The organism is Ochrobactrum sp. BTU2, from assembly GCF_024539785.1.
GTDB classification, from domain to species: domain Bacteria; phylum Pseudomonadota; class Alphaproteobacteria; order Rhizobiales; family Rhizobiaceae; genus Brucella; species Brucella anthropi.
The window spans coordinates 162,788-188,339 of sequence record NZ_JAHWRG010000005.1 but is presented as its reverse complement, the minus strand read 5'-3'; the positions used below and the strand labels follow the sequence as shown (position 1 = coordinate 188,339).

The following is a 25,552-nucleotide window of genomic DNA, read 5'->3' as shown; positions in this document are numbered from 1 at the left end:
TAGGCTGCTTCTGACTGACATCGTTACATCCTCCATAGTCAGCACTCCCGCCTCATTGAAAATAGGCGCTGGCGATTGAATGGAAGATGAATGATAAAATTTTCGTCTAGGTGTTCACGAAATAAAAATGCGGCTCAAGAGCCGCATTTTGTTTGCTTCGATCAGATTTCAGTACCAGCCGACAGCCACCTGGGCCTCTTCGGACATACGGTCCGGCGTCCAAGGTGGATCGAATGTCATCGTGACCTCCACCATGGAAACACCCTCAACGGCGCTGACTGCGTTCTCAACCCAGCCCGGCATCTCGCCTGCCACAGGGCAGCCGGGAGCAGTTAGAGTCATTTCGATTTTCACGGTGCGATCATCTTCGATGTCAATCTTGTAAACGAGGCCAAGCTCGTAGATATCCGCCGGGATCTCAGGATCATAAACCGTCTTCAAGGCCGCGATGATGTCGTCCGTCATACGCAGGAGGTCTTCCTGCGGGATGGCAGAAGCGGAAAACACCGAATTGCCTTCGGCCTTTTCTCCGCCCTCGACAGGCGCGGTATCGGCTTTGTCCTGAACTTTCTGTTCCATATCGGTCATCCGAAAAACTTCCTTGCCTTTTCCAAGGCTTCCGCCAATGCATCCACTTCAGCACGGGTATTATACAGGGCGAAGGATGCACGGCATGTAGAGGTAACGCCGAAGCGTTTCAAGAGCGGCTGCGCGCAATGTGTTCCGGCACGGACCGCAACCCCTGCCCGATCGATCACCATCGAAACGTCGTGCGCATGAATTCCCTCCAGCGCAAACGAGATGATGGCTCCCTTGTCCGGCGCATTGCCGAAAATGCGCAACGAGTTGATCCGGCCGAGCTGCTCATGAGCATAATCGCGCAGATCCTCCTCATGGGCGAGGATCGCATGACGACCGATCTTTTCCATATATTCAAGCGCCGCACCAAGACCGATAGCCTGAACGATCGGCGGCGTGCCGGCTTCGAAACGGTGCGGCGGATGGTTATAGGTGACGTTTTCTTCCGTCACTTCCTCAATCATTTCGCCGCCGCCCTGGAAGGGACGCATCTTCTCAAGCATTTCCGAACGGCCATAAAGGACGCCTATGCCGGATGGTCCGTAAACCTTGTGGCCGGTAAAGACATACCAGTCGCAGCCGAGATCCTGCACGTCGACAGGCAGGTGCACAGCGCCCTGGCTGCCATCGACCAGAACCGGAATACCACGCGCATGGGCAAGCTCGACGATCTTCTTGATCGGCGTCACCGTTCCAAGCGCATTCGACATATGCGTGATGGCGACGAGCTTGGTTCGCTCCGTCAGACGCTTTTCGAATTCTTCGATATGGAAGATGCCTTCATCGTCCACCGGCGTGAAGACCAGCTTTGCGCCCTGTCTTTCACGAATGAAATGCCATGGCACAATATTGGAGTGATGCTCCATGATCGACAGAAGGATTTCATCACCTTCGCCGATATTCGGCATGCCATAACCATAGGCGACCGTGTTGATCGCTTCGGTCGCGTTCTTCGTAAAGACAATTTCGTCCACAGAACCGGCGTTCAGAAAGCGCCGTACCGTCTCACGCGACTTTTCATAGGCATCCGTTGCCGCATTCGACAAGAAATGCAGGCCGCGATGAACATTGGCATATTCGTTGGAATAGGCGTGCGTTACAGCGTCAATGACGCTCTGAGGCTTTTGCGCCGATGCGCCATTGTCGAGATAGATCAGCGGCTTGCCGTGCACTTCTCTCGAAAGGATCGGAAAGTCGCGACGGATCGCCTCGACGTCATAGCGCGCTACAAGCGGATTCTTCTGGTCCATGATCGTTCCTCTTGCCGTTTCGGCAGGAAAAGGCAGAGCGTGCACCTGCACACTCTGCCTCAATCAATCAGGCGTGGGTGGCGAGCCAGTTGGACAGCACTTCTTCCAGTGCCTCAACCAGCGTTTCGTCTTCCAGCTCTTCGATAATCTCGGCGATGAACGCCTTGATCAGCAGGCCACGTGCCTCGTTTTCGGGTATGCCGCGTGCCATCAGATAAAACAGATAGTCCCTCGACAATTCGGCAACCGTCGCACCATGGCCACACGCCACGTCATCGGCAAAGATTTCGAGTTCAGGCTTGGCATCGAACTCGCCATCATCAGAAAGCAGCAGCGTATTGCACGCCATGCGGGCATCGGTCTTCTGGGCGATCTGCGCAACGCGGATCATGCCCTGGAAAACGCCACGCGCACGGTCCTTGACCACGTTGCGAATGATCTGGGTCGAACGCGTGTTTTCCACCAGATGGCCGACCGTCATGGTGACATCGGTGTGCGTGTCGTCAGCCAGAAGATTGAGACCGCGAAGCTCGAAGTCGGAATCCTCACCCGTCACATTGACGTGCACTTCCTGACGAACCAGCTTGCCGCCCGCATTGACGATATAGAGCGTGAGCTTGGAGCCCTTGCCAATCGTCGCATTGAACTGCGAAAGCTGCGTTGCCTGACCGAAATCACGCAGGATGATCCAAAGGATTTCAGCGCCGTCGCCAACGGTCACATGGTTGACAGAGGTGGAGAAGGCATCGCCTTCGCCGCCATTCTGGCGTTCCACGATGGTGCCCTTGACATTTGCACCAATGCGGACAGGAAAACGAGTGTGTCCCTGTCCGGCCTTCTGGATGTTCTGAAGCTCCAATGGCGCTTCCAGTTCGGTGTCATCGGCGATGGAAACCATCCAGCCATCGCTGACATAGGCAGCGTTGATCTGGCCGATCGTATCGTCGAAGCCGCGCGACCGAAGCTGGGTGACGAGCGAGCCGTCGGCCAACGCCTCGCGAACCGGGGTCAGCGACACACCTTCAGGCGCTTTCGCGGCAAGAGCCACGCCATTGCTTGTGGCAGCGATGGACGAACCGGCGATGAGCGCAGGCAATGCCTGTGTTCCGGCAGCGGCATCGAATGGCGCCACACCCTTGAGAAGCGTACGGAAATCCGTGTAATGCCAGCTTTCGACGCGGCGGGACGGAATGCCGTTCTCCTTGAGCGTTTCAAGCGCCGCATCACGTGCAACGACAACATCGCCATTACCCGGCAGGTCGCCCATGCGGTCGGCAAAACTGTCGATCAGCGCGCTTTCAGCGGGCGTTCGCGGCTTGGTAGCCGGGGCGGTCTGGATATTCATGATCCATCCCTCCTCAGGCAGCTTCGCCGATTACGTCGGCATAACCATTTTCTTCAAGGTGCAGCGCAAGGTTCTTGTCACCGGACTTGATGACCTGGCCCTTGTAAAGCACGTGCACGCTATCCGGAACGATGTGTTCGAGCAGACGCTGGTAGTGCGTGATGACGATCACGGCGCGGTCCGGCGAACGCAGGGCATTCACGCCTTCCGAAACGATCTTCAGCGCGTCGATGTCGAGGCCGGAGTCGGTTTCGTCGAGGACGCAGAGGCTCGGCTCCAGAAGTTGCATCTGAAGAATTTCAGCACGCTTCTTCTCACCGCCAGAAAAGCCGACATTCAGCGGACGCTTCAGCATGTCCATGTCGATGCTGAGCTTGCCAGCAGCGTCCTTCACGCGCTTGATGAATTCCGGGATCTTCAGTTCCGGCTCGCCACGCGCCTTGCGCTGGCTGTTCATCGCAACCTTCAGGAACTCCATCGTGGCAACGCCCGGAATTTCCATCGGATACTGGAATGCGAGGAAGATGCCCTTGGCGGCGCGTTCAGCCGGGTCGAGTTCGAGGATCGACTCGCCGTTGTAGAGAATGTCGCCTTCCGTCACTTCATAGTCTTCGCGACCGGCGAGGATATAGGAAAGCGTGGACTTGCCCGAACCGTTCGGACCCATGATCGCAGCAACTTCACCCTTGTTCACGGTGAGGTTCAGGCCACGGATGATCTCGGTATCCGTGTCGGCGATCTTTGCATGGAGGTTCTTGATCTCAAGCATGAATGTAAACCTTGTTCTAATGCCAGGAAAAGGCTGGCCAGAAAAATCACTGGGAAAGAGGCGATCGGTTAACCGACACTACCTTCAAGCGAGATGCCGATAAGCTTCTGGGCTTCGACGGCGAATTCCATCGGCAGTTCCTGAATGACTTCCTTCACGAAGCCATTGACGATGAGAGCGATTGCCTCCTCTTCCGGAATGCCGCGCTGCATCACATAGAACAGCTGGTCTTCCGAAATCTTGGAGGTGGTTGCCTCGTGTTCGAACTGCGCCGTGGCGTTTTTCGCCTCGATATACGGCACCGTATGCGCGCCACAATCGTTACCGATCAGGAGCGAGTCGCACTGGGTAAAGTTACGGGCATTTTCGGCCTTGCGATGGGCAGAAACCTGTCCGCGATAGGTGTTGTTCGACTTACCGGCCGAAATACCCTTCGAAATGATGCGGCTCGACGTATTTTTGCCGAGGTGCAGCATCTTGGTGCCCGAGTCGATCTGCTGATGGCCATTCGAAACAGCGATTGAATAGAACTCGCCGCGCGAATTATCGCCACGCAGAATGCAGGACGGGTATTTCCACGTGATCGCAGAGCCGGTTTCAACCTGCGTCCACGAAATCTTGGAGTTATCGCCACGGCAATCGCCACGCTTCGTAACGAAGTTGTAGATGCCGCCCTTGCCGTCCTTGTCGCCAGGGAACCAGTTCTGGACCGTCGAATATTTGATTTCGGCGTTTTCCATCGCAATCAGCTCAACGACAGCCGCGTGCAGCTGATTTTCATCGCGCTGCGGTGCGGTGCAACCTTCCAGATAGGAAACATACGCGCCTTCATCAGCGATGATGAGCGTACGTTCGAACTGGCCGGTGTTCTTCTCGTTGATGCGGAAATAGGTCGAAAGTTCCATCGGGCAGCGAACGCCCTTCGGAACGTAAACAAACGAACCATCCGTGAAGACAGCCGAATTCAGCGTCGCGTAATAGTTGTCCGAAACAGGAACCACAGAAGCCAGATACTTCTGCACCAGTTCGGGATGTTCGCGGATCGCTTCCGAAATCGAACAGAAGATTACGCCAGCTTTGGCGAGTTCTTCCTTGAAGGTCGTAACCACCGACACACTGTCGAACACGGCATCAACAGCAACGCGGCCGGACGCATAGACATTGTCGGAAGGATTGCCATCGATTTCGCTCGGCTCGCCCTGCTTGCGAACGCCAGCAAGGATTTCCTGCTCGCGCAGCGGAATGCCAAGCTTTTCGTAGGTCTTCAACAGCTCCGGATCAACTTCATCGAGCGACTTCGGGCCAGACTGGTTTTTCGGCGCCGCATAATAATATGCGTCCTGGAAATCGATCTTCGGATAATCGACGCGAGCCCATGTCGGCTCTTCCATGGTGAGCCAGCGTTCATAGGCCTTCAGACGCCATTCCAGCATCCATTCCGGCTCGTTCTTCTTGGCGGAAATGAAGCGAATGATATCTTCGTTCAGGCCCTTGGGGGCCTTCTCGGCTTCGATCGTCGTCTCGAAGCCATACTTGTACTGGTCCACGTCAAGGCCGCGGACCTGATCAATGGTCTCCTGCACTGCAGGCATTGGCGTTCTCCATCCTCGTCGGGGTCAAGGCCCGACAGTTGCAAACGTCAAGGTGATATGTCTTGAACAATACCGCCTCAATATAGTGTGCGTGGCCCTTCTTTAAAACCTCTCTAAACTGAATTTCAAGCACCGGGTTCAAATTTGCCCCTAAAAATGCCGATTAAAACGATCAACTTAATGAAACAGTCCGATGAAACGGCGATCGCAGACGACACATCCCGGCTTTGACGCCTTGATTTTCTTTGAAGAATTGGAATTTCCGGGCAGCCTATCAGAATCATGCCCGCCCTTGCCTTGTGCATGTAGGAACATAGATAGCCAAAGGAAAGGGAGACCATAATGAACACCCAAAATCTGCAGGACTATGTAAAGTTTCTCGAACAACAGGTGAACGACGAAGGCCGCACCATCAATCAGCTGAAGTTTTTTCAGGACGCCCACGACAAGTTCAACATTTCAAATGCCAGCGCTTCCGACGATATCGCCGCCGATATCGCCAAGCGGGAAGAATTTAAAACGCGCTACGAGAGCTATATCGCCGCTGCAAAGCAGAAGCTCGGCCTCGATTTTTGAATCACAATCACGCCTTCTTGGCGCGACGCTCGATAATTTTGCGGAACACGTCGAGAAACGCATCGACCTGATCAGGTGTGGCCGTTGGTTCGAGTGACACGCGGATCGCCCCGAGGCTGTCTCCATGTCCCATGGCCGACAGCACATGGCTGGGACCTACTTTCCCTGACGAGCAGGCCGAGCCTGCCGAAAGCGCAATCCCGCCGAGATCAAAAGCTATCTGTACGGTTTCCGCCTTTTGCTCCTCAAGGGAAAAGAAGGTCGTGTTCGGCAATCTGCCGACCGATTTGCCATAGATCACCGCATCCGGGGCGATCGCCTCCAACCCGGCCTCCAGCCTGTCCCGCATCGCCGGGGACCAGCCCTCGCCGTCCAGTCGTGTCTTAGCAGTATCTGCCGCAGCACCGAAACCTGCGATCAGCGGCAGAGCTTCCGTTCCCGCTCTATGCCCCTTTTCCTGACCGCCGCCGCGAACAAGCGCGCGCGGCATCATGAGGTCGGAAATAGCGATAATCGCGCCGACGCCTTTCGGGCCGCCAATCTTGTGCGAGGAAATTATGAGATAATCACCACAATTATCTGAAATATCTAACTTAATGCGACCTGCCGCCTGGACTGCGTCGACGATATAAATGCCGCCCGCAGCCTTCACGATAGTGGCAATTTCCGCAATCGGCTGGATGATGCCGGTCTCATTGTTGGCGGCCTGTATGGCCACGAGCGGCAGACCCTGGTTTTTGTCGTGACCGGCAAGCGCAGTTTTCAGGGCATCGAGTTGTACAATGCCATTTCCATCAACCGGTAGAACGGTGACGTCCTGCGCTGCAAACCGCCCTCCGGACAGCATGCAAGGGTGTTCCGTATCACTCACGTAAAGATGTGACAGGCGGACCGGCGAACGTCCCATCATATAGTTGGGTGTCAGCAGCGTCGACGCGGCTTCCGTTGCTCCCGACGTAAAGAAAACATGGTCTGGTCTGGCATTGACGAGCGCTGCAACGCTGCGGCGCGCCGCTTCGACGAGCGCACGCGCGGCGCGGCCTTCACGATGCACGGAAGATGGATTGCCGGTAATGCCGAGCGCATTGATAACCGCTTCGCGTGCTTCATCAAGCAACGGAGCACTGGCATTATAATCCAGATAGAGCCTCTTGCCGCTCCCGTTCACCGTACCTATCTCCTAAACAAAATTCTGGAAGCGCAATTTTCTTGAATTTTCAATCAAGAAAAGCCTATTAAGCCCCCATAGGAACTGAAACTCGCTTTCAGTCTGTCGAAATTTCCAACCGGTTCTAGAAGCGGCGTCCTACGACGTCAAGTTTCGCCGCCCCAGTCCGGTCTTCCCGTTACGAGCGGAGTACACATGCCAGAAGTCATTTTCAACGGCCCTGCCGGACGCCTCGAAGGTCGCTATCAGCCTTCCAAAGAAAAGAATGCTCCAATCGCGCTTATCCTTCATCCACATCCGCAGTTCGGCGGAACGATGAACAACAAGATCGTCTACGACCTCTTCTACATGTTCCAGCAGCGCGGCTTCACTACGTTGCGCTTCAATTTCCGTGGCATTGGCCGCAGCCAGGGCGAATTCGACCATGGTGCGGGCGAGCTTTCGGACGCTGCAAGCGCACTCGACTGGGTGCAGGCGCTGCATCCGGATTCCAAGACGTGCTGGGTCGCCGGTTACTCGTTCGGTTCATGGATCGGCATGCAGCTCCTGATGCGCCGTCCGGAAATCGAAGGCTTCATTTCGGTTGCACCGCAGCCGAATACATATGATTTCGCCTTCCTCGCCCCCTGCCCTTCGTCGGGTCTCATCATCCATGGCGACCAGGACAAGGTGGCGCCGCCAAAGGATGTGCAGGCTCTGGTCGACAAGCTGAAAACCCAGAAGGGTATCACGATCACCCAGACGACGATTCCGGGCGCGAACCACTTCTTCACCGGTCAGGGTGACGAGCTCATCGAGGATTGCGCAGAGTATCTGGATCGCCGCCTTGCAGGCGAACTGGTCGAAGCACGTCCGAAGCGCTTGCGTTAAGCTTACAAGAAATTCAGCTGTCGTTTTCCAGATTTGCAGCGTCTCATCCGGCGGGTCTCCCGCCGGATTTTTTATGCGATGCTACCATCGCGATCCAATGATTCGTTTTCTCAAATCCATCTCATGAGCGTGACATGCCGGTTTATGCCATTCTTGCTATCGCCATAGTGTCCGAAGTCATCGGAACGCTTAGCCTCAAGGCATCAGAAGGCTTCACACGGCTTGGGCCGTCCTTGATCGTTGTCGTCGCTTACGGTCTGGCTTTCTATTTTCTTTCCATGACCTTGAAGAGCATTCCTGTCGGGATTGCCTATGCGGTCTGGTCCGGGATCGGCGTCACGCTCGTGGCCCTGATCGGCTGGCTGGTGTTCGGCCAGAAGCTCGACCTCGCGGCAGTGCTCGGCATGGGATTGATCATTGCCGGTGTCATTGTGCTCAATCTGTTTTCGAACACGGCACAACACTAGAGCGCGTTTCGATCTGATTGAATCAGATCTGCGCTCCAACTGTTTTCTGACGCGCATCTTATCCGAAAACCGTTTCACACTTTTCGGGGATGCGCTCAACGAGCAATGAAGCCAAATTACTGGTTCGCAACCCATCAATTCGGGAGTTTCCTTGTTATTGGCGGTTGATTGGTGCTAAAGGCGGACATATCACAGGGATGCAAGCAGCCGCTTGTGACCAGTTTCAACTTCGCCTTATCAGTCAGGGAAAAGGAATGTCCGGTTTCAAATCCGATTTTCTTCGCACGCTTTCCGAGCGTGGCTTCATTCATCAAATATCCGATGAAAGTGGCCTCGACGAATTGTTGGCCAAGGAAACCGTGACGGCCTATATCGGCTTCGATCCTACGGCTCCAAGCCTTCATGCGGGCGGTCTGATCCAGATCATGATGCTGCACTGGCTCCAGCAGACCGGGCACAAGCCTGTTGCGCTGATGGGCGGCGGCACCGGCATGGTCGGCGATCCGTCCTTCAAGGACGAAGCCCGCAAGCTGATGACCGAAGATACGATTGCCGAGAACATTGCCGGCATCAAGCGCGTCTTCGCCAACTACCTCACCTTTGGTGACAGCGCCACCGATGCCCTGATGGTCAATAATGCCGACTGGCTGCGCAACATCAATTACCTGGAATTCCTGCGCGATGTGGGCCGTCATTTCTCGGTCAATCGCATGCTTTCGTTCGATTCGGTGAAGACGCGCCTCGATCGCGAGCAGTCGCTGTCATTCCTCGAATTCAACTACATGATCCTTCAGGCCTACGATTTCGTGGAACTGAGCAAACGCTACGATCTGCGTCTGCAGATGGGCGGTTCAGATCAGTGGGGCAATATCATCAACGGTATCGATCTCGGTCACCGTATGGGAACCCCGCAGCTTTATGCCCTCACCTCGCCACTGCTGACGACAGCATCGGGCCAGAAGATGGGCAAATCGCTTGGCGGCGCAATCTGGCTGAACGCTGAAATGCTGAGCGCCTATGATTTCTGGCAGTACTGGCGCAACACGGAGGACGCCGATGTCGAGCGCTTCCTGAAGCTCTACACGACGCTTCCGCTGGACGAAATCGCCAAGCTGGCAGCGCTCGAAGGCGTCGAAATCAACGAAGCGAAGAAAATCCTCGCGACGGAAGTAACGGCCATGCTTCATGGTCGTGATGCGGCCGATGAATCCGCAGAAACAGCCCGCAAGACTTTTGAGGATGGCGAACTGTCGGAAAATCTTCCGACAGTCGGCGTTCACAAGGCAACGCTGAACAGCGGCATCGGGGTTTTGGCGCTGATGGTTCTGGCCGAACTCTGCACGACTAATGGCGAAGCCCGCCGTCACGTTGAAGGTGGCGCCGTACGTATCAATGACGAACCAGTCAGCGATCCTCGCATGACCGTAGATGCTGGTGCACTGAACGATCAGGGCGTTATCAAGCTGTCTCTTGGCAAGAAACGCCATGTACTGATCCGCCCTGCATAAAACGGGCGACAACTGAACCAAGAAAAGCCGGGCCTCGCGCCCGGTTTTTTTTATCAAAACTCAAAGATTGAGCGGAATATGCCCGGCGCGATGACGGAGATCGGATTGACGATCACCTGCGGCTGCTTGGCGCTGCCAGTAAGCTTGTAAGTGATTCCGATCAAGCCGCGATCGCGACCATTTCCGAGCAGCGCACCAAAGATGGGTAGCTCGCCGAACAGCCGATTGACACCATAGGCGGGCATGAATGTGCCGGTGATCGACATATTGCCCTGCTTGTCATAGAGCGTTCCCTGGAAGGTCGTGCCGACGGTCGGACCGCGAACGACACCCTTGGACAGGTTCAGATAACCGTTGCCCTTCTCAATCAACGAAAAACCGCGCTCGATATCAACGCGCGAAACGTCGATATCCCGTTTTACTGCCTGATTGAGACTTGTGCCGCCGCTCGATGGCGAACTGGAAACGATTTTCGCAAGACGCGGTTCGTTGATGATCGCAAAATTGCGCGCATCGATCTGACCACGCAATGGGCCGTTGCCCTGTGCGGCGAGACCAACCGTGATCTTGCCACCGCGCATTTTGTCGTAGAAATCGAAGAACCGAAGAACCGCTCCTGCATCATTCGATTGCAGCGAAATGGAGCGCGCATCGCCCTGGTCATTGTTCGTTGCCACAAAGGATTCGCCAGACGACGTTACAGCATTGACCGATACGCCCGATACTTTGCTGCCCGCGCTCTCGTAGGAGACAGCGACATTGCTTAAAGCTTCACCGTTAAAGCCGCTGACTGCATCGATCTGAGCGCTCACGACCACGCGCGGATTATTGCTTTTACCGCCGCCGCTGCCCTTCTCGCCAAGGTCGGAAACCTGCTTGATCAGAGCCCGCGCATCGAACTGCGAACCACGCACATTAACCCGATAGCCGCCGCCGCTCTTGGTCGCTTTGACTGCAAGATTATCGTTTCGGTTCAGGCGTATCTCGCTGAAACTCGCCGATTGAAAATCGCCTTTCGCAATGGAAAGATCGCCCTTCGCTCCAAAGGCATCGCCAGAGAAGACAAGATTATTGATGTCCATCTTGCTCTTGTCGTCCGCGCTCTGGACCAGATCGAAGGTTGCCTTCGCCGGTATGCCTGCCCCTTTGCGCCATCCGAGCCATGGCAGATCGATCTGCGTCTTGCCGAGATCGGCTGAAACATGGCGCTTGCCGCCATCATCCATCCCAAGATCAACAGACATGGGGCCGGAGAAGATGGAATTCAAACCGGGAAAGACTGCATCACGGGTCTTGTCGTCGATATCCAGCTTGACCTTCTGCTCGCGCTTGACCGGTCCCGAGCGATTGACGGGCTCGACCATGCTGATTTTTGCAGGAACACCATCCAGTTTTGCATCGGCAGTAATAATGGCCGCCGACTGATCTACTTTGATACTGCCTGTCGCATCACTGACGGACGATCCGGCTATCGGCTTCGAAATGTCGAGACCGGTGAAGCCAATGTCAGCGTTCCAGCGAAGCGTGCCGGGCGGCGGATCCTTGGAAACGGCAAAGTTCACCTTGACGCGCGACTTCACATCACCGGTCACGTCGCCGGGCAGAAACGGCACATTCTTCAAAACGTCGATAGGCTTGTTTCCGGCAATTTCAGCGATTGCCGATGCCTCACCGGAAACACCGAGATCCAGTTCCGCGATAACCGGCCGTTGTGGCCCCCATGGAATGATGAGCGTGCCGTCAGACACATCAACTTTACGGTTGTTTGGCGTGTAGGCCACGCCTTTCAAAAGCTTGATGGTCGTATAGGCGCCACGAACCGATATCTCACCATCGGCATCGCGCACGGGCGGCAGTTCTCCAACGACATCAAAACGTGTATCGAAAACCTTGAAATCAGCTTTGATTTCATCGCCCGTCAGCGGTGGAGGAAGGCCGGGCCCGTTAAAACGACCACCTGCCAGCGAAATATCGATGCGGCTGTCTTTGAGAGTTCCGCCAAAGAGGTTTTTAAGCACCCATTCGCGTGCACCATCCGCAACATCGATGGGCCATAGGTGCTTGGCGTCTGCAACCGGCATTTGAGGAATGCGCAGCAGGAAGATCATCTCCGGCGAACCGGCACCGAAGCCCATGCTTCCCTGGCCAAAGAGTTGCCCGGTTTCCGTCTGTACGTCGAGATTGGCAAACTGGATGCGTTGCTGGTCGGCCATATAGCGCCCAGCTATCCGTGTTGCGAAGGATAGCGGCGGATCGGTCGATTCCGATGGCATACTCGTCGCCGAAGTGGTCAGAACCTCGAAGCGATATGTCGGACCGCCCGTATTGTTTTCAGCTTCCGGTTCCGGACCAAATGCCCCATTGAACTGTGCCTGCATCCCGCCAAGCTGCAGCCGGGACGACTTGATCTCGATCTTGCGGCTTCCTACCGTATGTTCAAGATTAAGGCGAATACCACCACGCACGTCTTCAACCTTGCCGAGCTGCATATCTATGCCGTCGACAGCGAGTTCTGTTGCAAGACGTTCCGGCCGATCGCCATCGGCAGCCGATCCTGTCAAGGACAAGCGTGCCGATGCTTCCAGTTCGAAATGGGCCGGATTGACACGATTGCCATTTATGACGGGAGAAACTTCTGGCGGGGAACCCAATGCAACGGGAATATCGCGGACATTCAGCTCGAAGCCGGCCAGACTGTTGTCACCTGCATGCCGGTCGATCTTGCCATCCAGTGCAATTTTCTTGCCTTTCCAGATGACGCTGCCGGCGATGTCGATCTTCCCACCATTTTCGATGAGACGGGCCTGCTCGATATCCAGAACCTGCTGTTCATCGCCAACCTTGAATGCAACGGTGCTGTTGAAAATGCCTATGACATGCGTGTCTTGCGCACGCAAAAGCTCCAGACTGCGGCGCATGGCGGCGAAAAGCTCACCCGAAACCGCATCGAAATCGACAATGCCATGTTCGTCGTAAGGCAAGGACTTCCAGAATCCCGGACCTTTCGTTTCTGGCATTTCAAAGGAAACGCCATCCACCTCGAGCTGAGCAACACGTACCTTGCCGGTCAAAAGCGGCAACGGCGCCAGCCCCAGGCGCACAGATTTGATTCCGCTGATTTCGACGCCCTGCTTCGGATCAGCGATCGATACGTCACGGGCTTCGAGCGCAACGTGACTATCCTGATCCAGCGATAGCGCCGCACTCCCGATGGAGGCGGACGCACCTTCACCGAGAATATGCGTCAGGCTTTTCTGTGCTTCGTCACGCAGAAGATTGCTATCGACACCGCTGCGAAGGATGACAAAACCGGCACCTACTATGAGAACCAGAAGGATACAGATCGACAAAATCGCATGGGAACAGCGCGATAAAAAAGAACGGCTCGGACGGGCCGGGCCGGGCAAAAAGCCACCCTCGCCGTCAGCGGCGAGACGCTCGATTCTTTTCATGTCCCGCTTGCTGAAGCGGATCTTCTGCGGTTTCTCTGTCAACAACCCAGCCAGAAAAAGAGTGCCATTCCATACGACCCTTCAGAGTTTACTTCATTAAGTGATCGTAATTATCTGTTTTATAATTGCTTCCTGTCCGCATCGCATACATGCATAGGCAGCCTTGCGCCTTTCAACCGACATCGCGGTGACGCCAGCATCAATGGTTGCACAAGCCCTGCCTGAATGCGATAGCTCAGACTGTAACAGGTGGTTTCCATCCTAATCCATAAAAGAAAGGCGCAGATATGGCTCATCCCCAAGTTGGCGATCCGGCACCCGATTTCACTCTGCCTTCGGATAATGGCGAAATCTCCCTGTCGTCTCTCAAAGGCAAGCCGGTTGTCATCTACTTCTATCCGAAAGACGACACGTCCGGCTGCACCAAGGAAGCGATTGCTTTCTCGCTGCTGAAGCCGGAGTTCGACAAGGTCGGCGTTCGCGTCATCGGTCTTTCTCCCGATAGCGCGACGAAACATGCAAAATTTCGCAAGAAGCACGATCTGACCGTCGACCTTGCTGCCGATGAAGATCGTGTAGCGCTCGAAGCCTATGGCGTGTGGGTTGAAAAAAGCATGTATGGCCGCAAATATATGGGCGTGGAACGCACGACATTCCTGATCGATGCAGAAGGACGCATCGCTCAAGTCTGGAACAAGGTCAAAGTCGACGGCCATGCCGAGGCGGTTCTGGACGCCGCACGCGCGCTTTGAGCGATGACACGCAAGCCATCATACGACCAGACACTGCGCGGTAATGCCATCCGCGCCATATCCGCCAGCGATCTCGACGAAAAGGTCAGGCTGACGCGAGATACCGCTGCTCGCTGGTTCGGTCGCACGCTGTCGGTTCGCAGCCCTCTCGATCCGCCTTTGCCTGAGCGTCCCGGACGCCCTGAAAAGCCGGAACTCGTGCCTCCCCGCATGTTGAAAAAGCGGTCGCTCAACACGGAACACGGGCGCATTGCGCTGATGCACGCGCTCGCCCATATCGAACTGAACGCCATCGATCTTGCGCTCGACATCGTTGCCCGTTTTGCGGCCAAACCAATACCGCGCAGTTTCTTCGATGGCTGGATGAAAGTCGCCGACGACGAAGCGCGGCATTTCACGCTGCTGCGTGATCGTCTCAAATCACTTGGCGCAGACTATGGCGATATGCCTGCCCACGATGGGCTTTGGCAGTCTGCTCACCAGACCCGCAACGATCTAGAGGCCCGTCTCGCTGTCGTGCCGCTCATACTCGAGGCGCGCGGGCTCGATGTCACGCCATCTCTGCTTGAGAAGATGATCGAAACCGGCGACCACGAGACTGCAGCAATTCTTGACGTCATCTACAATGACGAGAAAACCCATGTCGCTGTTGGCGCTAAATGGTTTCGTTTCTTCTGCGCCCGAAACAAAATCGATCCGGCAGCGCGATTTCGCGAACTGGTTCGCGCCAATTTCCGTGGCGAACTCAAACCACCGTTCAATGAACTGGCACGTGCCGAAGCTGGGCTGACGCCGTCTTTCTACCGCTCTTTATCACCAGTATCCATCTAGTCGTTTCCTTAAACTCTTCAGTAAAAACAAAACTGCTCGCATGGCCCGCGCAAGCCTCGAATGTAAAGGTCTGTTAACCCTAATAAGTTGTAATCAAACAAGGGAATCGAGAAGGGGCATGCGGCTGGCATGACTGGGAAGCAGGCAAAAACATCGACGAAAAAGGTGTTCGGAGAGCGCAAGGAACCGCCTGTCCTGATTATTGCGCGCGGCGAAAAGATCAGCCATTTCACATTTCGTCCATGGATGGCCGCTCTTGGAGGTGCTGCTTTTCTGGCGCTTTCGGCCGGATATCTGGGAGCAACTGCCTATCTGGTGCTTCGCGACGACCTGATGAGCGCCGGTATTGCGCGCCATGCCCGCAACCAGCAGCTCTATGAGGACCGCATTTCAGCCCTTCGCACCGAGGTTGATCGCATCACCAGCCGTCAAATGCTCGATCAGCAGGTGATGGAGAACAAGGTCGCCGAACTGATGCAGCGCCAGCAAACGCTGAATGCGCGCGACGGAAAACTCGCACCTCTGCTGGAACGAGCTTCGCAATTGCAGCCAATGCCGGAAATGCCGACGGAAGGCGTGCCTGATCAGGAGCAGCATAGCCAGCTTATCCCCGATGAAGCGCTGGCAGGACGCGAGTTTCCAGGTATCGACCCGATCATTACCGGTCCCGTTCCAGGAAAGGCACCTGCAGGAAAGCCTGATCGCCGCGCCGATGCCGGCTCCATAGGACTGCGTCTTTCTGGCGGACTTTCGGGTGAATCGACACTTGAGACTTCCGACAAGATATTGGCCACGATCACCCAGAACCTTCATCGCATCGAAAGCGAGCAGAATGGCAAGGTGCGTGTTCTGGCTGACGCCGCCTATGAAAAGGCCGACAGCATCCTCGATACTTTGAACGCCGCCGGGCTGCGTATCGAAACGCCTGCCGATGCGGCTGTTGCAATGGGCGGGCCGCTTATCCCGGTTTCGTCGCCCGGTATGGTGGTCAATGATTTCGACATGCAATTGCGCAATCTCGACAGCGCGCTTGATCGGCTTGATCAGGTACGCAAACGCGTAAGCGCCCTGCCCCTGGCCAATCCGGCTCCGGGCAAACCCGTTACCAGCCTGTTCGGCGTGCGCCGTGATCCATTTCTAGGTACGGCTGCGTTTCATTCCGGTATCGACTTTCGTGCGGCATACGGTCAGACGGTGAAGTCCACCGCAGCGGGCAAGGTTGTAAAGGCAGGTCGCTTTGGCGGATATGGCAATATGGTCGAAATTGATCATGGTAATGGATTCTCGACCCGTTTTGCCCATCTGAGCCGCGTTCTGGTACGCGACGGTCAACAGGTTGCCGCGGGAGTCATTGTCGGCGAGGCAGGAAGTTCCGGACGTTCCACCGGCAGTCATCTGCACTATGAAGTCCGCGAAAACGGCCGGGCGATCAATCCGGTCAATTTCCTCAAGGCAGGCAAACAGATAGAACCATTGCTCTGAGCCTCTGAAACGAGAAAACCCGGCCAAAGGCCGGGTTTCGCTTTCTGTACGCATGTTTGCGAATGATCAGTCGATATCGTCGATCATTTCGCCGCCACCCTGAATTCGGTGGGCAAGTGCGGCTTCCATGAACGGCGTAACAGAGCCATCCAGCACTTCCTGGGGGTTGGTGCTTTCAACGCCGGTACGCAGATCCTTGACGAGCTGATAAGGCTGCAGGACGTAGGAGCGAATCTGGTGTCCCCAACCGATTTCGGTCTTGGTGGCATTCGCCGCATCCGTCGCTGCTTCGCGCTTTTTCAGTTCCTCTTCATAGAGGCGAGCGCGCAGCATCGACCAAGCCTTTTCGCGGTTCTTGTGCTGTGAGCGTTCCGCCTGACACTGCACCACGATTCCGGTCGCAATATGTGTGATACGCACTGCCGAATCGGTGGTGTTGACGTGCTGGCCGCCCGCGCCCGAAGCGCGATAGGTATCGATGCGAACATCCGCCTCCGTAACCTGCACATCGATATTGTCATCGATGACAGGATAAACCCAGATGCTGGCAAAGGACGTATGACGGCGGGCGTTGGAATCGTAGGGCGAAATTCGCACCAGGCGATGGACGCCCGATTCGGTCTTCATCATGCCGTATGAATTGTGCCCCTTGACGAGAATGGTCGCGGACTTGATGCCCGCTTCTTCGCCTTCGTGCACTTCCATCACTTCGACCTTGCGGCCGTTGCGCTCGGCCCAGCGCGTATACATGCGCAGGAGCATCGACGCCCAGTCCTGGCTTTCCGTACCACCGGCACCGGCATGCACTTCGACATAGGTGTCGTTCGCGTCGGCTTCGCCCGACAACAGCATATCGATCTGGCGACGGTCGATCTCTTGCTTCAGTTCGCGGATGGTGTTTTCCGCATCCTGAATGATCGACTTGTCGTCCTCTTCTTCGCCCATGGCGATAAGTTCGATGCTGTCGTTCAGCGTCTGCTTCAGATGGTTGATGCCATTGATGCTATCTTCCAGCTGCTGGCGCTCGCGCATCAGCTTTTGGGCTTCCTGAGCATCATTCCAAAGCGTGGGATCTTCGGCTCTCTGATTGAGATAGCCGAGACGTTTTATCGCCTGATCCCAGTCAAAGATGCCTCCTCAGCAGGCTTATGGCCTGCTGGATTTCGTCAACCAGCGTCTCGATTTCCGCGCGCATGGGCAAATCGTTCCTTCATTATCATTCTATTTATTTGAGAAGCTGAACCGGTCGTTACGAGGCCCAGACTTTCGGGCATGGACGAATAGCCCAAGCGCCGCGGACCATAGTCAGCACGCGGCGCGGTGTAAAGGGCAAAGCCCTGCTTTCCCGGTCAGTAAAGTCCGCCAGATCCCGAGTTGATCGCACGTGTTGCCTGCGGCGACTGTGGTGCAACCGGAGAACCTTCGCGGAAGGAATCCATGCCGATAACCGAATAGCTGTCCGATGGACCCGTCCCCGGTTTGAACGCTTCCATGATCACATTCGGATCGCCCTGATTGGCGCGCATGCCGGTTTTGCGGTTGATAGCGATGACCGTCATGCCTTCAGGTACGCGGAAATCGACTTTCGGCGTCCCGACCAGAGCCTGTTCCATGAACGACTTGAACACAGGCGCTGCCAGACCACCACCGGTATTGCCGCGACCGAGCGGCGTCGGCGTATCGTAACCCATGAAGACGCCGACTACGAGATCGGGCGTGAAGCCGACGAACCACGCATCCTTTTCGTCGTTTGTCGTACCGGTCTTGCCAGCCATCGGACGGTCGAGGCTCTTCAAGATCTGCGCTGTACCGCGCTGAACGACGCCTTCCATCATCGACGTGATCTGATAGGCGGTCATCGGATCAAGTACCTGATCGCGATTGTCGATCAGTGTCGGCTCATCCTGATTTGCCCAATCCTGTGCATTGCAGCCCTCGCACTGGCGGGCATCGTGCTTGAAGACCGTCTTGCCGTAGCGATCCTGAATGCGGTCGATCATCGACGGCGTTATGCTCTGGCCGCCATTCGCAATGATGGAATATGCGGTCACCATGCGCAGAACCGTCGTTTCGCCAGCACCAAGCGCCATCGAAAGAACCGGCAGCATCTTGTCGTAGATACCGAAGCGTTCGGCATATTCGGCTACAAGTTTCATGCCCATGTCCTGTGCAAGACGCACAGTCATGACGTTACGCGACTGTTCGATACCATAGCGCAGCGTAGAAGGACCGGAGAACTTGCCGGAATAATTCTTCGGCGCCCAGACGCCGAGCGTACCACCCTGATTGACTTCCAGCGGACCGTCCAGAACAACGGAAGCAGGCGTATAGCCATTGTCGAGAGCCGCAGCATAAACGAACGGCTTAAATGACGAACCGGGCTGGCGATAGGCCTGTGTTGCGCGGTTGAATTCCGATTCCGCATAGGAGAAACCGCCAACCATGGCCAGAACACGGCCGGTATGCGGGTCCATGGCAACGAGCGCACCTTCAAGCTTCGGCGGCTGCTGGAGACGGAAACGGGAATCACCTTCCTTGGAGACATAGACAATGTCTCCCGCCTTCAGAACGCCTTCCGGCGACTTGGCGCTAGTGCGCTTGCCACCAATATTCACGACACGCATGGCCCACTTCATATCGTCAGCGGCGATGAATGCGCGCTTGCGCTCCTTGCTGCGCGAGCCTGATGCCTCAAGCGGCGGCTGCAGACCAATATCTGCGCCAGCGGCAGAAACATTGAGCACGATCGCAAGCTGCCATTCCGGCACGTCCGCGTAGGACTGCATGTCACCGAAGGCCGTACCCCAGTCATTGCCAAGCTCGACATTCTTCATGGGACCGCGCCAGCCACGCGCCTCATCATAACGAAGCAATGCCGCCTGCAGGGACTTGCGAGCCTCGACCTGCAAGGTCGGGTTCAGCGTGGTGCGAACAGAAAGACCGCCTTCGTAAAGCGCATCGACACCGTATTTCTGGATGATCTGACGGCGCACTTCCTCAGTGAAATATTCCGACGCGAACACATAATGGGCGTCTGAACGTTCCTTCACACCGAGTGGCTGCTTCTTGGCTTCCGTCGCTTCTTCGGCGGTGATGTAGCCGTTTTCGCTCATCCGGTCGATCACCCAGTTGCGGCGCTCGATAGCGCGCTCGGGCTGGCGGAAAGGATGGTAATTGTTCGGACCTTTCGGCAGGGCTGCGAGATAAGCGCTCTCTGCAATGGAAAGTTCACCGACCGATTTGTCGAAATAGGTCAAAGCCGCGCTGGCAATACCGTAGGAACCAAGACCGAAGAAGATTTCGTTGAGATAGAGCTCGAGAATGCGGTCCTTCGAGTAGGCCTGCTCGATGCGCATCGCCAGGATGGCTTCCTTGATCTTGCGATCATAGGTCTGCTTGGACGTCAGAAGAAAGTTCTTCGCAACCTGCTGCGTGATCGTGGATGCGCCAACCGGGCGACGACCAGAGCCCATATTCTTGACGTTCGTTATCATGGCGCGGGCGAGACCCGCAAAATCGAGACCATGATGTTCGTAGAAGGTCTTGTCTTCAGCCGAAACGAAAGCGGCTTTCACACGGTTCGGCACGGCCTGAATAGGAATATAAAGACGGCGCTCGCGCGCGAATTCCGACATCAGACTACCGTCCGAGGCGTGAACACGCGTCATGACGGGCGGCTCGTATTTTGCGAGCACCTCGTAATCTGGCAAATCCTTCGTGAGACTTCCGACGTAAAGGGCGACGCCACCTGCCACGAGGAGCATCAGCACCGTTCCGATCCCGAAGAAATATCCGATAAGCCTTACCATAAATGCGGAATCCTGCCTTCAGATTATTCACATGATAAGGGTCAAAGCACGAACAGCCAACCCTTTAACCCAATTATGCCGTATGGCAACTACTGGCTTAGTGACCAGCAAATGAGTCAAAGGCAAGATGGTTTACGTGTTTTTACCAATTTAACGCGGTCACTTTCGTCCGCACGACGAAAATCCACAAAACTGTTGCAAGCATGCATCTTATAAGCTGAAGTGCATGTAACTCCAAGTGGGACATCTCCACTTTTCAGGTCCCTACCCTTTGCTCACGCTTGCCGGATGCTTCAATGCTTCAAAAGCCCTGATCGCAATCGCCAGCCGCTCTGCAAGCTTCTTGCGCCATTCAGGATTGCTGATCAGTTTTTCGTCCTCGGCATTGGACAAATATCCGATTTCGATCAAGACGGACGGCACATCCGGCGCACGCAGCACCTGAAAACCGGCAAAGCGATGCGGATTATTGATGAGATTCACTTGTCCTTGCAGCGAATGAATCACCTTCTCGGCAAAGCTCAGCGAGAATGTATGCGTTTCGCGTCTCGTCAGATCGAGAAGAATGTCGGTGACCTCGGGCTGCTCCTCAGGCGCCGCACCTGCAAGGGTGTCAGACTTGTTCTCACGCTCAGCCATGGCGCGCGCAACGGAATCCGATGCCTTGTCGGAAATTGTGTAGACCGTCGCACCGCGAATATCATGCTGATTGATCGTATCGGCGTGGATGGAAATGAACAAATCCGCTTCGTGCTGGCGCGCAATTCGCACGCGTTCTGAAAGTCTCAGATAAGTGTCGTCATCACGCGTCATGAGAACTTTGATATTCTTGTCCTGCGCCAGACGATCTCTGAGCTCCTGCCCGAAAGCGAGGGTCAGGTCTTTTTCCTTGATGCCGCTCAAGCTTTCTGCACCGCTATCGATACCGCCGTGACCAGGATCGATCATAACGGTAAACGGACGCGTGGCGGGCGTGCTCTGGGATGCGGCCTGAACAGGCTTTTCACTGCGATCCGTGGAACTTGTTATTTCCTCGTGCCCCTTGAGCTGATCTGCAAATTCGCGATCCGAAGTCGCAACGATATCGGCCACAAGGCGATAGCCCGATGCGCTGTCATTTTTCAGAACACGGAGATCCTCGACCTTGAACGGACCGCGTAATGTCAGGATGAGGCGTGAACGACCCTTGCCCACCAGCCCGTAACGAACTCGGGATACCAGTCCTCGGGCTTCGAGACTTTTTTCATCAAAACCAAACCGCGTCTCAGGCAGGTCGACAACCAGACGATGTGGATTATCCAGAAGCAGGGTCGACAGCTTTGGCTCCTGATCGAACATGACAACAATGCGCGTTCGCAGATCGTCGCCGGCCATCCGGAAAGTCAGTGCTGATAATGGAGACGTCACGCGATCGGCAGCGGAAACAGATACAGCCTGCAACAGCAAAATCGACAAGAGAGCGAACAATGCCAGAAGGCATCGCAAACTCGCCAATCGTGTCATAGCGTTTTCAGCGCTTCGAAAATGCATCGGCTGCCACAATCAAGAACATCATTGAATGACTGGTATCAATAATCGCGATACCGGCACGCTTGCCCCTGCACCATCTCGCCCGAATACCCATTAAAACACTCGTACAAAACTACAGTTAAGGAAGGATTTCCAGCCGTATTTAGACCTTGAACAGGGCCTATACTCAGCTTTCGGCGAAATTGCGATGCGAATGTCAAATGATATTCGCACTTGTCATCGTTCAAACGACGCCATAAAAGCTATGAAAGGTTTTGGGTGAACTATCAGAATCGTTTGCCGGTTCTCAAAATGAACCGCAAGGAATGATAGTGAAAACAGCGGCATATTCATTCGTCGCCCCCGATAACCAGTACAGAATTCAGCGGAGATGTGGCTCCCCCGCCCTCCGTTTCTATCGGCCGACTGCGCATCTTTAGGCGCTGTCGCCAACGCTCGAAAAGAGCACAGAGGTCGGCCCGGCTTTTCCGGGTCATATATGAGGTCGTTTCGTTCGGAACAGCTATGGGTCAAGCAAGACTGACCACTGCAAGCCTGAAGACCGTGATCGCCACGAGGCCGTCGCGCGCGGAGGCAGCAGCTTTTTTTCCGGCGAACCCAGAACCATCCGGCAGATGCAACGCAGTGAGCACGACAGCCCTCAGGGTTTCGTCCGGCGCACGCGTTTTGCGTCTTGGCGCCGGCAGGAAAGACAATAATGTCCAACAAAATGCTTATAGATGCCTCCCACCCGGAGGAGACCCGGGTTATCGTCACTCGGGGCAACAAGATTGAAGAATTCGACTTTGAGTCGGAACACAAGAAGCAGCTGAAAGGCAATATCTACCTCGCACGCGTCACCCGCGTCGAACCTTCGCTTCAAGCTGCGTTCGTGGAATATGGCGGCAATCGTCATGGCTTCCTCGCATTCTCGGAAATCCACCCCGACTACTACCAGATCCCGGTAGCAGATCGTCTTGCGCTGCTCGAAGCGGAAGCTAAGGCCGCACGTGCCGAAGACGATGAGGACGAACCGCGCGCCAAAAGTGAACGAAGCGAGCGCAGCGACCGGAACGATCGTTCGCGCCGCAACCGTCGTCGCGGTCGTCGTGACGGCCAGAATGGCGACGCGCAGGCCAATGCAGCCGACAAGGGATTGCCTGCAGCCGAGCCCGTCGGCCCGGCTTTTGAGAATTACGTGCCCGGCACACCGGCCATGGCTCTTTCGCAGAAAAGCGATGTGATCTCCGAAGCCCTCGATAACGGCGACGAGGACGACATCGAACATGAAGAGGACATGGTCGAATCTGTTGGTTCGGAAGATGCACTTGAGGAGCTTCCGACGCCTGCCCGTACCAATCGCCGCCAGTACAACATTCAGGAAGTGATCAAGCGTCGCCAGATTCTTCTGGTGCAGGTGGTCAAGGAAGAGCGCGGCAACAAGGGCGCTGCTCTTACGACCTATCTGTCGCTTGCCGGACGCTATTCGGTTTTGATGCCGAACACCGCGCGTGGCGGCGGCATTTCCCGCAAGATCACCCAACCGCAGGATCGCAAGCGCCTGAAGGAAATCGTCAAGGAACTCGAAGTGCCGCAGGGCATGGGCGTGATCCTGCGTACCGCTGGCGCCAATCGCACCAAGGCGGAAGTCAAGCGCGACTACGAATATCTGATGCGCCTTTGGGAAAATGTCCGCACGCTGACCTTGCAGTCGACGGCACCTTCCCTCGTCTATGAAGAAGGCAGCCTAATCAAGCGCTCGATCCGCGACCTTTATAACAAGGACATCACGGAAATCCTCGTTTCCGGCGAGAACGGCTATCGCGAGGCCAAGGACTTCATGCGCATGCTCATGCCGAGCCATGCCAAGGTGGTCCAGCCTTATCGTGAACAAGTGCCGATTTTCACACGCAACGGCGTCGAAGCCCAGCTCGACCGCATGCTGCTGCCGCAGGTGACGCTGAAATCGGGCGGCTATCTGATCATCAACCAGACCGAAGCGCTGGTTGCCATCGATGTCAACTCCGGTCGCTCGACGCGCGAACATTCGATTGAGGACACGGCGCTCCAGACCAATCTGGAAGCTGCCGAGGAGGTTGCACGCCAGCTGCGCCTGCGCGACCTGGCCGGTCTGATCGTCGTCGACTTCATCGACATGGAAGAAAAGCGCAACAATCGCGCTGTCGAAAAGAAAATGAAGGATTGCCTGAAGGACGACCGCGCCCGCATTCAGGTTGGCCGCATCTCGCATTTCGGCCTACTGGAAATGTCGCGCCAGCGTATCCGCGCATCGGTGCTGGAAAGCACGATGCAGGTGTGCCAGCATTGCGGCGGCACCGGCCATGTCCGCTCGGATTCGTCGATGGCGCTGCATATCATTCGCGGCATCGAAGATTATCTGCTACGTCATTCGGGCTTTGACATCAATGTTCGCACGCCAGCGGCTTCGGCGCTTTATGTGCTGAACCACAAGCGTCAGTTGCTGGCGGATCTGGAAGGCCGCTTCGGCGTTGCCATCAGCATCGACGCCGACGAAAGCGTCGGCCATCAGCATTTCGTTATCGACAAGGGCGCGCCGTCAACACGGCCTATCACCCAGCCTCCGGTTCAGCCGATGGCCTATATCGAAGACGATATCGAAGACCCGGAAATCCCGGTCGATGAGGACGAAGCCGAAGAAGAAGCGACGGCTGACGTTCAGGCTCGCGAAGATCGTGGTGACGAAGGTGATCGCAAGCGTCGTCGCCGTCGTCGTCGTCGCGGCGGTCGTGATCGCGAGAACCCGGAACAGGCTGCAAAGACCGATTCCGTTTCGGAAGATGCCTCCGACGAAGACGATGACGCCGATGACGCGCAGGAATCATCTTCGAATGCTTCGCTGAGCGAAGAAGATCGCCGCAAGAAGCGTCGCCGTGGTCGCCGGGGCGGACGCAAGAATCGTCGCGACGACGAACCGCGTGTACGCAAGGTTCCAGATCCGGAGTTCGTCGGTTACACGCCGGTTCTGCCGGTTAAAGCCGAGGAAGCTGTTGTCGAAGCAGTTGCATCGGTAGCGGTGGAACAAGCGGCTGAAGTTGCTGTTCCGGCTATTGAAGCAACAGTCGAGGAAAAGCCTGCCAAGACTGCCCGCAAGCCCCGCGCTCGCAAGTCTGCGAAGACTGAAGAAGCGGCTGAGGACGTGGTAGTCGCGGAGGCGGAGGAAAAGCCCGCCAAGCCTGCGCGCAAGACCCGTAGCCGCAAGAAGGTTGCCGAAGAAGCTCCTGCTGAACCGGTAGCGGTCACTGAGGAGCCAGAAGCAGAAGCGGAGAAGCCAAAGCGGCGTACCCGCAGAGCTGCTGCGAAGCCAGCTGTCGAAGTCGAAGAGACAGTAGCGGTCGAAGCAGAAGTAGCAACGATTGCCGAACCGCAGAAAAGCGCTGAGCCCGTTGTGACTTCAAGCGAGAGCGAAGACCAGAAGCCTAAGCGTGCTGGCTGGTGGCAGAAGAAGGGTTTCTTCTGAGATCTGTTTCATGATTGAAATGAAAAAACCGGCGGAAACGCCGGTTTTCTTTATCTTTCGATATTGGTAAATGGTTGGAAGAAACCAGAACCGG

At 55.8% G+C, this 25,552-nt stretch carries 19 protein-coding genes; 8 read left to right on the top strand and 11 right to left on the bottom strand.

The genetic code is table 11. The features are described 5' to 3' along the window. Positions 1–168: 168 nt before the first annotated feature. The 5 genes from KWJ32_RS16750 to sufB all read right to left on the bottom strand — a co-directional run bounded on the left by KWJ32_RS16750 (position 169) and on the right by sufB (position 5,535). A complete protein-coding gene (locus KWJ32_RS16750; RefSeq protein ID WP_010661287.1) occupies positions 169–588 on the bottom strand; it encodes an SUF system Fe-S cluster assembly protein in 420 nt (139 codons plus the stop codon). Continuing rightward, complete coding sequence (locus tag KWJ32_RS16745; protein WP_012092130.1) at positions 585–1,829, bottom strand: cysteine desulfurase; 1,245 nt, start codon at positions 1,827–1,829, stop codon at positions 585–587. Before KWJ32_RS16745 ends, KWJ32_RS16750 begins: the two co-directional genes overlap by 4 nt. A gap of 67 nt (positions 1,830–1,896) precedes the next feature. Then, positions 1,897–3,174: a Fe-S cluster assembly protein SufD gene (sufD, locus tag KWJ32_RS16740; RefSeq protein ID WP_012092131.1), complete on the bottom strand. Its 1,278-nt coding sequence runs from the start codon at positions 3,172–3,174 to the stop codon at positions 1,897–1,899. Positions 3,175–3,187: 13 nt separating this feature from the next. Continuing rightward, positions 3,188–3,943: a Fe-S cluster assembly ATPase SufC gene (sufC, locus tag KWJ32_RS16735; protein WP_012092132.1), complete on the bottom strand. Its 756-nt coding sequence runs from the start codon at positions 3,941–3,943 to the stop codon at positions 3,188–3,190. A 68-nt stretch (positions 3,944–4,011) separates the two neighbouring features. Next, positions 4,012–5,535 carry a Fe-S cluster assembly protein SufB gene (gene sufB / locus KWJ32_RS16730; protein WP_012092133.1) on the bottom strand — a complete coding sequence of 508 codons (1,524 nt, stop codon included), beginning with the start codon at positions 5,533–5,535 and terminating at the stop codon, positions 4,012–4,014. 342 nt (positions 5,536–5,877) lie between these two features. Here sufB and KWJ32_RS16725 point away from each other — a divergent pair, with 342 nt between their 5' ends. Then, positions 5,878–6,111, top strand: coding sequence for a hypothetical protein (locus KWJ32_RS16725; RefSeq protein WP_012092134.1), 234 nt, complete (start codon positions 5,878–5,880; stop codon positions 6,109–6,111). Between the two features lie 7 nt (positions 6,112–6,118). On the opposite strand, the gene KWJ32_RS16720 is transcribed toward KWJ32_RS16725, so the two are convergent. Further along, positions 6,119–7,279, bottom strand: a complete 1,161-nt coding sequence (locus KWJ32_RS16720; RefSeq protein WP_151572483.1) for a cysteine desulfurase family protein — start codon at positions 7,277–7,279, stop codon at positions 6,119–6,121. A 195-nt stretch (positions 7,280–7,474) separates the two neighbouring features. Here KWJ32_RS16720 and KWJ32_RS16715 point away from each other — a divergent pair, with 195 nt between their 5' ends. The 3 genes from KWJ32_RS16715 to tyrS all read left to right on the top strand — a co-directional run bounded on the left by KWJ32_RS16715 (position 7,475) and on the right by tyrS (position 10,124). After that, on the top strand, positions 7,475–8,149 hold the full coding sequence (locus KWJ32_RS16715; protein WP_010661280.1) for an alpha/beta hydrolase: 675 nt from the start codon (positions 7,475–7,477) through the stop codon (positions 8,147–8,149). Positions 8,150–8,283: 134 nt separating this feature from the next. Next, the gene (locus KWJ32_RS16710) at positions 8,284–8,616 is read left to right on the top strand and encodes an SMR family transporter (protein WP_010661279.1); all 333 of its coding nucleotides are present in this window, start codon (positions 8,284–8,286) and stop codon (positions 8,614–8,616) included. 254 nt (positions 8,617–8,870) lie between these two features. Next, positions 8,871–10,124 carry a tyrosine--tRNA ligase gene (tyrS, locus tag KWJ32_RS16705; protein ID WP_012092136.1) on the top strand — a complete coding sequence of 418 codons (1,254 nt, stop codon included), beginning with the start codon at positions 8,871–8,873 and terminating at the stop codon, positions 10,122–10,124. 53 nt (positions 10,125–10,177) lie between these two features. On the opposite strand, the gene KWJ32_RS16700 is transcribed toward tyrS, so the two are convergent. Further along, on the bottom strand, positions 10,178–13,576 hold the full coding sequence (locus KWJ32_RS16700; protein ID WP_256886161.1) for an AsmA family protein: 3,399 nt from the start codon (positions 13,574–13,576) through the stop codon (positions 10,178–10,180). Between the two features lie 287 nt (positions 13,577–13,863). Here KWJ32_RS16700 and bcp point away from each other — a divergent pair, with 287 nt between their 5' ends. From bcp to KWJ32_RS16685, 3 genes are all read left to right on the top strand, one after another. Next, positions 13,864–14,328 (top strand): thioredoxin-dependent thiol peroxidase, encoded by a 465-nt coding sequence (gene bcp, locus KWJ32_RS16695; RefSeq protein WP_256886160.1) that lies wholly within the window; start codon positions 13,864–13,866, stop codon positions 14,326–14,328. Between the two features lie 3 nt (positions 14,329–14,331). Further along, complete coding sequence (locus KWJ32_RS16690) at positions 14,332–15,159, top strand: ferritin-like domain-containing protein (RefSeq protein ID WP_105529026.1); 828 nt, start codon at positions 14,332–14,334, stop codon at positions 15,157–15,159. Positions 15,160–15,288: 129 nt separating this feature from the next. After that, positions 15,289–16,641, top strand: coding sequence for a M23 family metallopeptidase (locus KWJ32_RS16685; RefSeq protein ID WP_256886159.1), 1,353 nt, complete (start codon positions 15,289–15,291; stop codon positions 16,639–16,641). 66 nt (positions 16,642–16,707) lie between these two features. Here KWJ32_RS16685 and prfB read toward each other — a convergent pair. From prfB to KWJ32_RS16665, 4 genes are all read right to left on the bottom strand, one after another. After that, a protein-coding gene (gene prfB, locus KWJ32_RS16680) for a peptide chain release factor 2 (protein ID WP_105529024.1) occupies positions 16,708–17,836 on the bottom strand; the annotation gives its coding sequence in 2 pieces (ribosomal slippage) (positions 16,708–17,766 and positions 17,768–17,836; 1,128 coding nt in all). Between the two features lie 154 nt (positions 17,837–17,990). Then, complete coding sequence (locus KWJ32_RS16675) at positions 17,991–20,450, bottom strand: penicillin-binding protein 1A (protein WP_010661272.1); 2,460 nt, start codon at positions 20,448–20,450, stop codon at positions 17,991–17,993. A gap of 264 nt (positions 20,451–20,714) precedes the next feature. Beyond that, the gene (locus KWJ32_RS16670) at positions 20,715–21,953 is read right to left on the bottom strand and encodes an N-acetylmuramoyl-L-alanine amidase (RefSeq protein WP_094513712.1); all 1,239 of its coding nucleotides are present in this window, start codon (positions 21,951–21,953) and stop codon (positions 20,715–20,717) included. A 536-nt stretch (positions 21,954–22,489) separates the two neighbouring features. Further along, positions 22,490–22,675: a hypothetical protein gene (locus KWJ32_RS16665; RefSeq protein ID WP_036586815.1), complete on the bottom strand. Its 186-nt coding sequence runs from the start codon at positions 22,673–22,675 to the stop codon at positions 22,490–22,492. Between the two features lie 2 nt (positions 22,676–22,677). On the opposite strand from KWJ32_RS16665, the gene KWJ32_RS16660 reads away from it, so the two are divergent. After that, positions 22,678–25,458 carry a ribonuclease E/G gene (locus KWJ32_RS16660; protein WP_125334271.1) on the top strand — a complete coding sequence of 927 codons (2,781 nt, stop codon included), beginning with the start codon at positions 22,678–22,680 and terminating at the stop codon, positions 25,456–25,458. Positions 25,459–25,552 lie beyond the last annotated feature (94 nt).

What these genes read in the sequence shown, in the direction of transcription:
- KWJ32_RS16700 (WP_256886161.1), bottom strand. Translation starts at nt 13,576, where the DNA reads ATGAAAAGAATCGAGCGTCTCGCCGCTGACGGCGAGGGTGGCTTTTTG.
- KWJ32_RS16660 (WP_125334271.1), top strand. Translation starts at nt 22,678, where the DNA reads ATGTCCAACAAAATGCTTATAGATGCCTCCCACCCGGAGGAGACCCGG.
- KWJ32_RS16685 (WP_256886159.1), top strand. Translation starts at nt 15,289, where the DNA reads ATGACTGGGAAGCAGGCAAAAACATCGACGAAAAAGGTGTTCGGAGAG.
- KWJ32_RS16745 (WP_012092130.1), bottom strand. Translation starts at nt 1,829, where the DNA reads ATGGACCAGAAGAATCCGCTTGTAGCGCGCTATGACGTCGAGGCGATC.
- KWJ32_RS16725 (WP_012092134.1), top strand. Translation starts at nt 5,878, where the DNA reads ATGAACACCCAAAATCTGCAGGACTATGTAAAGTTTCTCGAACAACAG.
- KWJ32_RS16750 (WP_010661287.1), bottom strand. Translation starts at nt 588, where the DNA reads ATGACCGATATGGAACAGAAAGTTCAGGACAAAGCCGATACCGCGCCT.
- sufB (WP_012092133.1), bottom strand. Translation starts at nt 5,535, where the DNA reads ATGCCTGCAGTGCAGGAGACCATTGATCAGGTCCGCGGCCTTGACGTG.
- sufD (WP_012092131.1), bottom strand. Translation starts at nt 3,174, where the DNA reads ATGAATATCCAGACCGCCCCGGCTACCAAGCCGCGAACGCCCGCTGAA.
- KWJ32_RS16690 (WP_105529026.1), top strand. Translation starts at nt 14,332, where the DNA reads ATGACACGCAAGCCATCATACGACCAGACACTGCGCGGTAATGCCATC.
- tyrS (WP_012092136.1), top strand. Translation starts at nt 8,871, where the DNA reads ATGTCCGGTTTCAAATCCGATTTTCTTCGCACGCTTTCCGAGCGTGGC.
- KWJ32_RS16670 (WP_094513712.1), bottom strand. Translation starts at nt 21,953, where the DNA reads ATGACACGATTGGCGAGTTTGCGATGCCTTCTGGCATTGTTCGCTCTC.
- KWJ32_RS16710 (WP_010661279.1), top strand. Translation starts at nt 8,284, where the DNA reads ATGCCGGTTTATGCCATTCTTGCTATCGCCATAGTGTCCGAAGTCATC.
- KWJ32_RS16715 (WP_010661280.1), top strand. Translation starts at nt 7,475, where the DNA reads ATGCCAGAAGTCATTTTCAACGGCCCTGCCGGACGCCTCGAAGGTCGC.
- bcp (WP_256886160.1), top strand. Translation starts at nt 13,864, where the DNA reads ATGGCTCATCCCCAAGTTGGCGATCCGGCACCCGATTTCACTCTGCCT.
- sufC (WP_012092132.1), bottom strand. Translation starts at nt 3,943, where the DNA reads ATGCTTGAGATCAAGAACCTCCATGCAAAGATCGCCGACACGGATACC.
- KWJ32_RS16675 (WP_010661272.1), bottom strand. Translation starts at nt 20,450, where the DNA reads ATGGTAAGGCTTATCGGATATTTCTTCGGGATCGGAACGGTGCTGATG.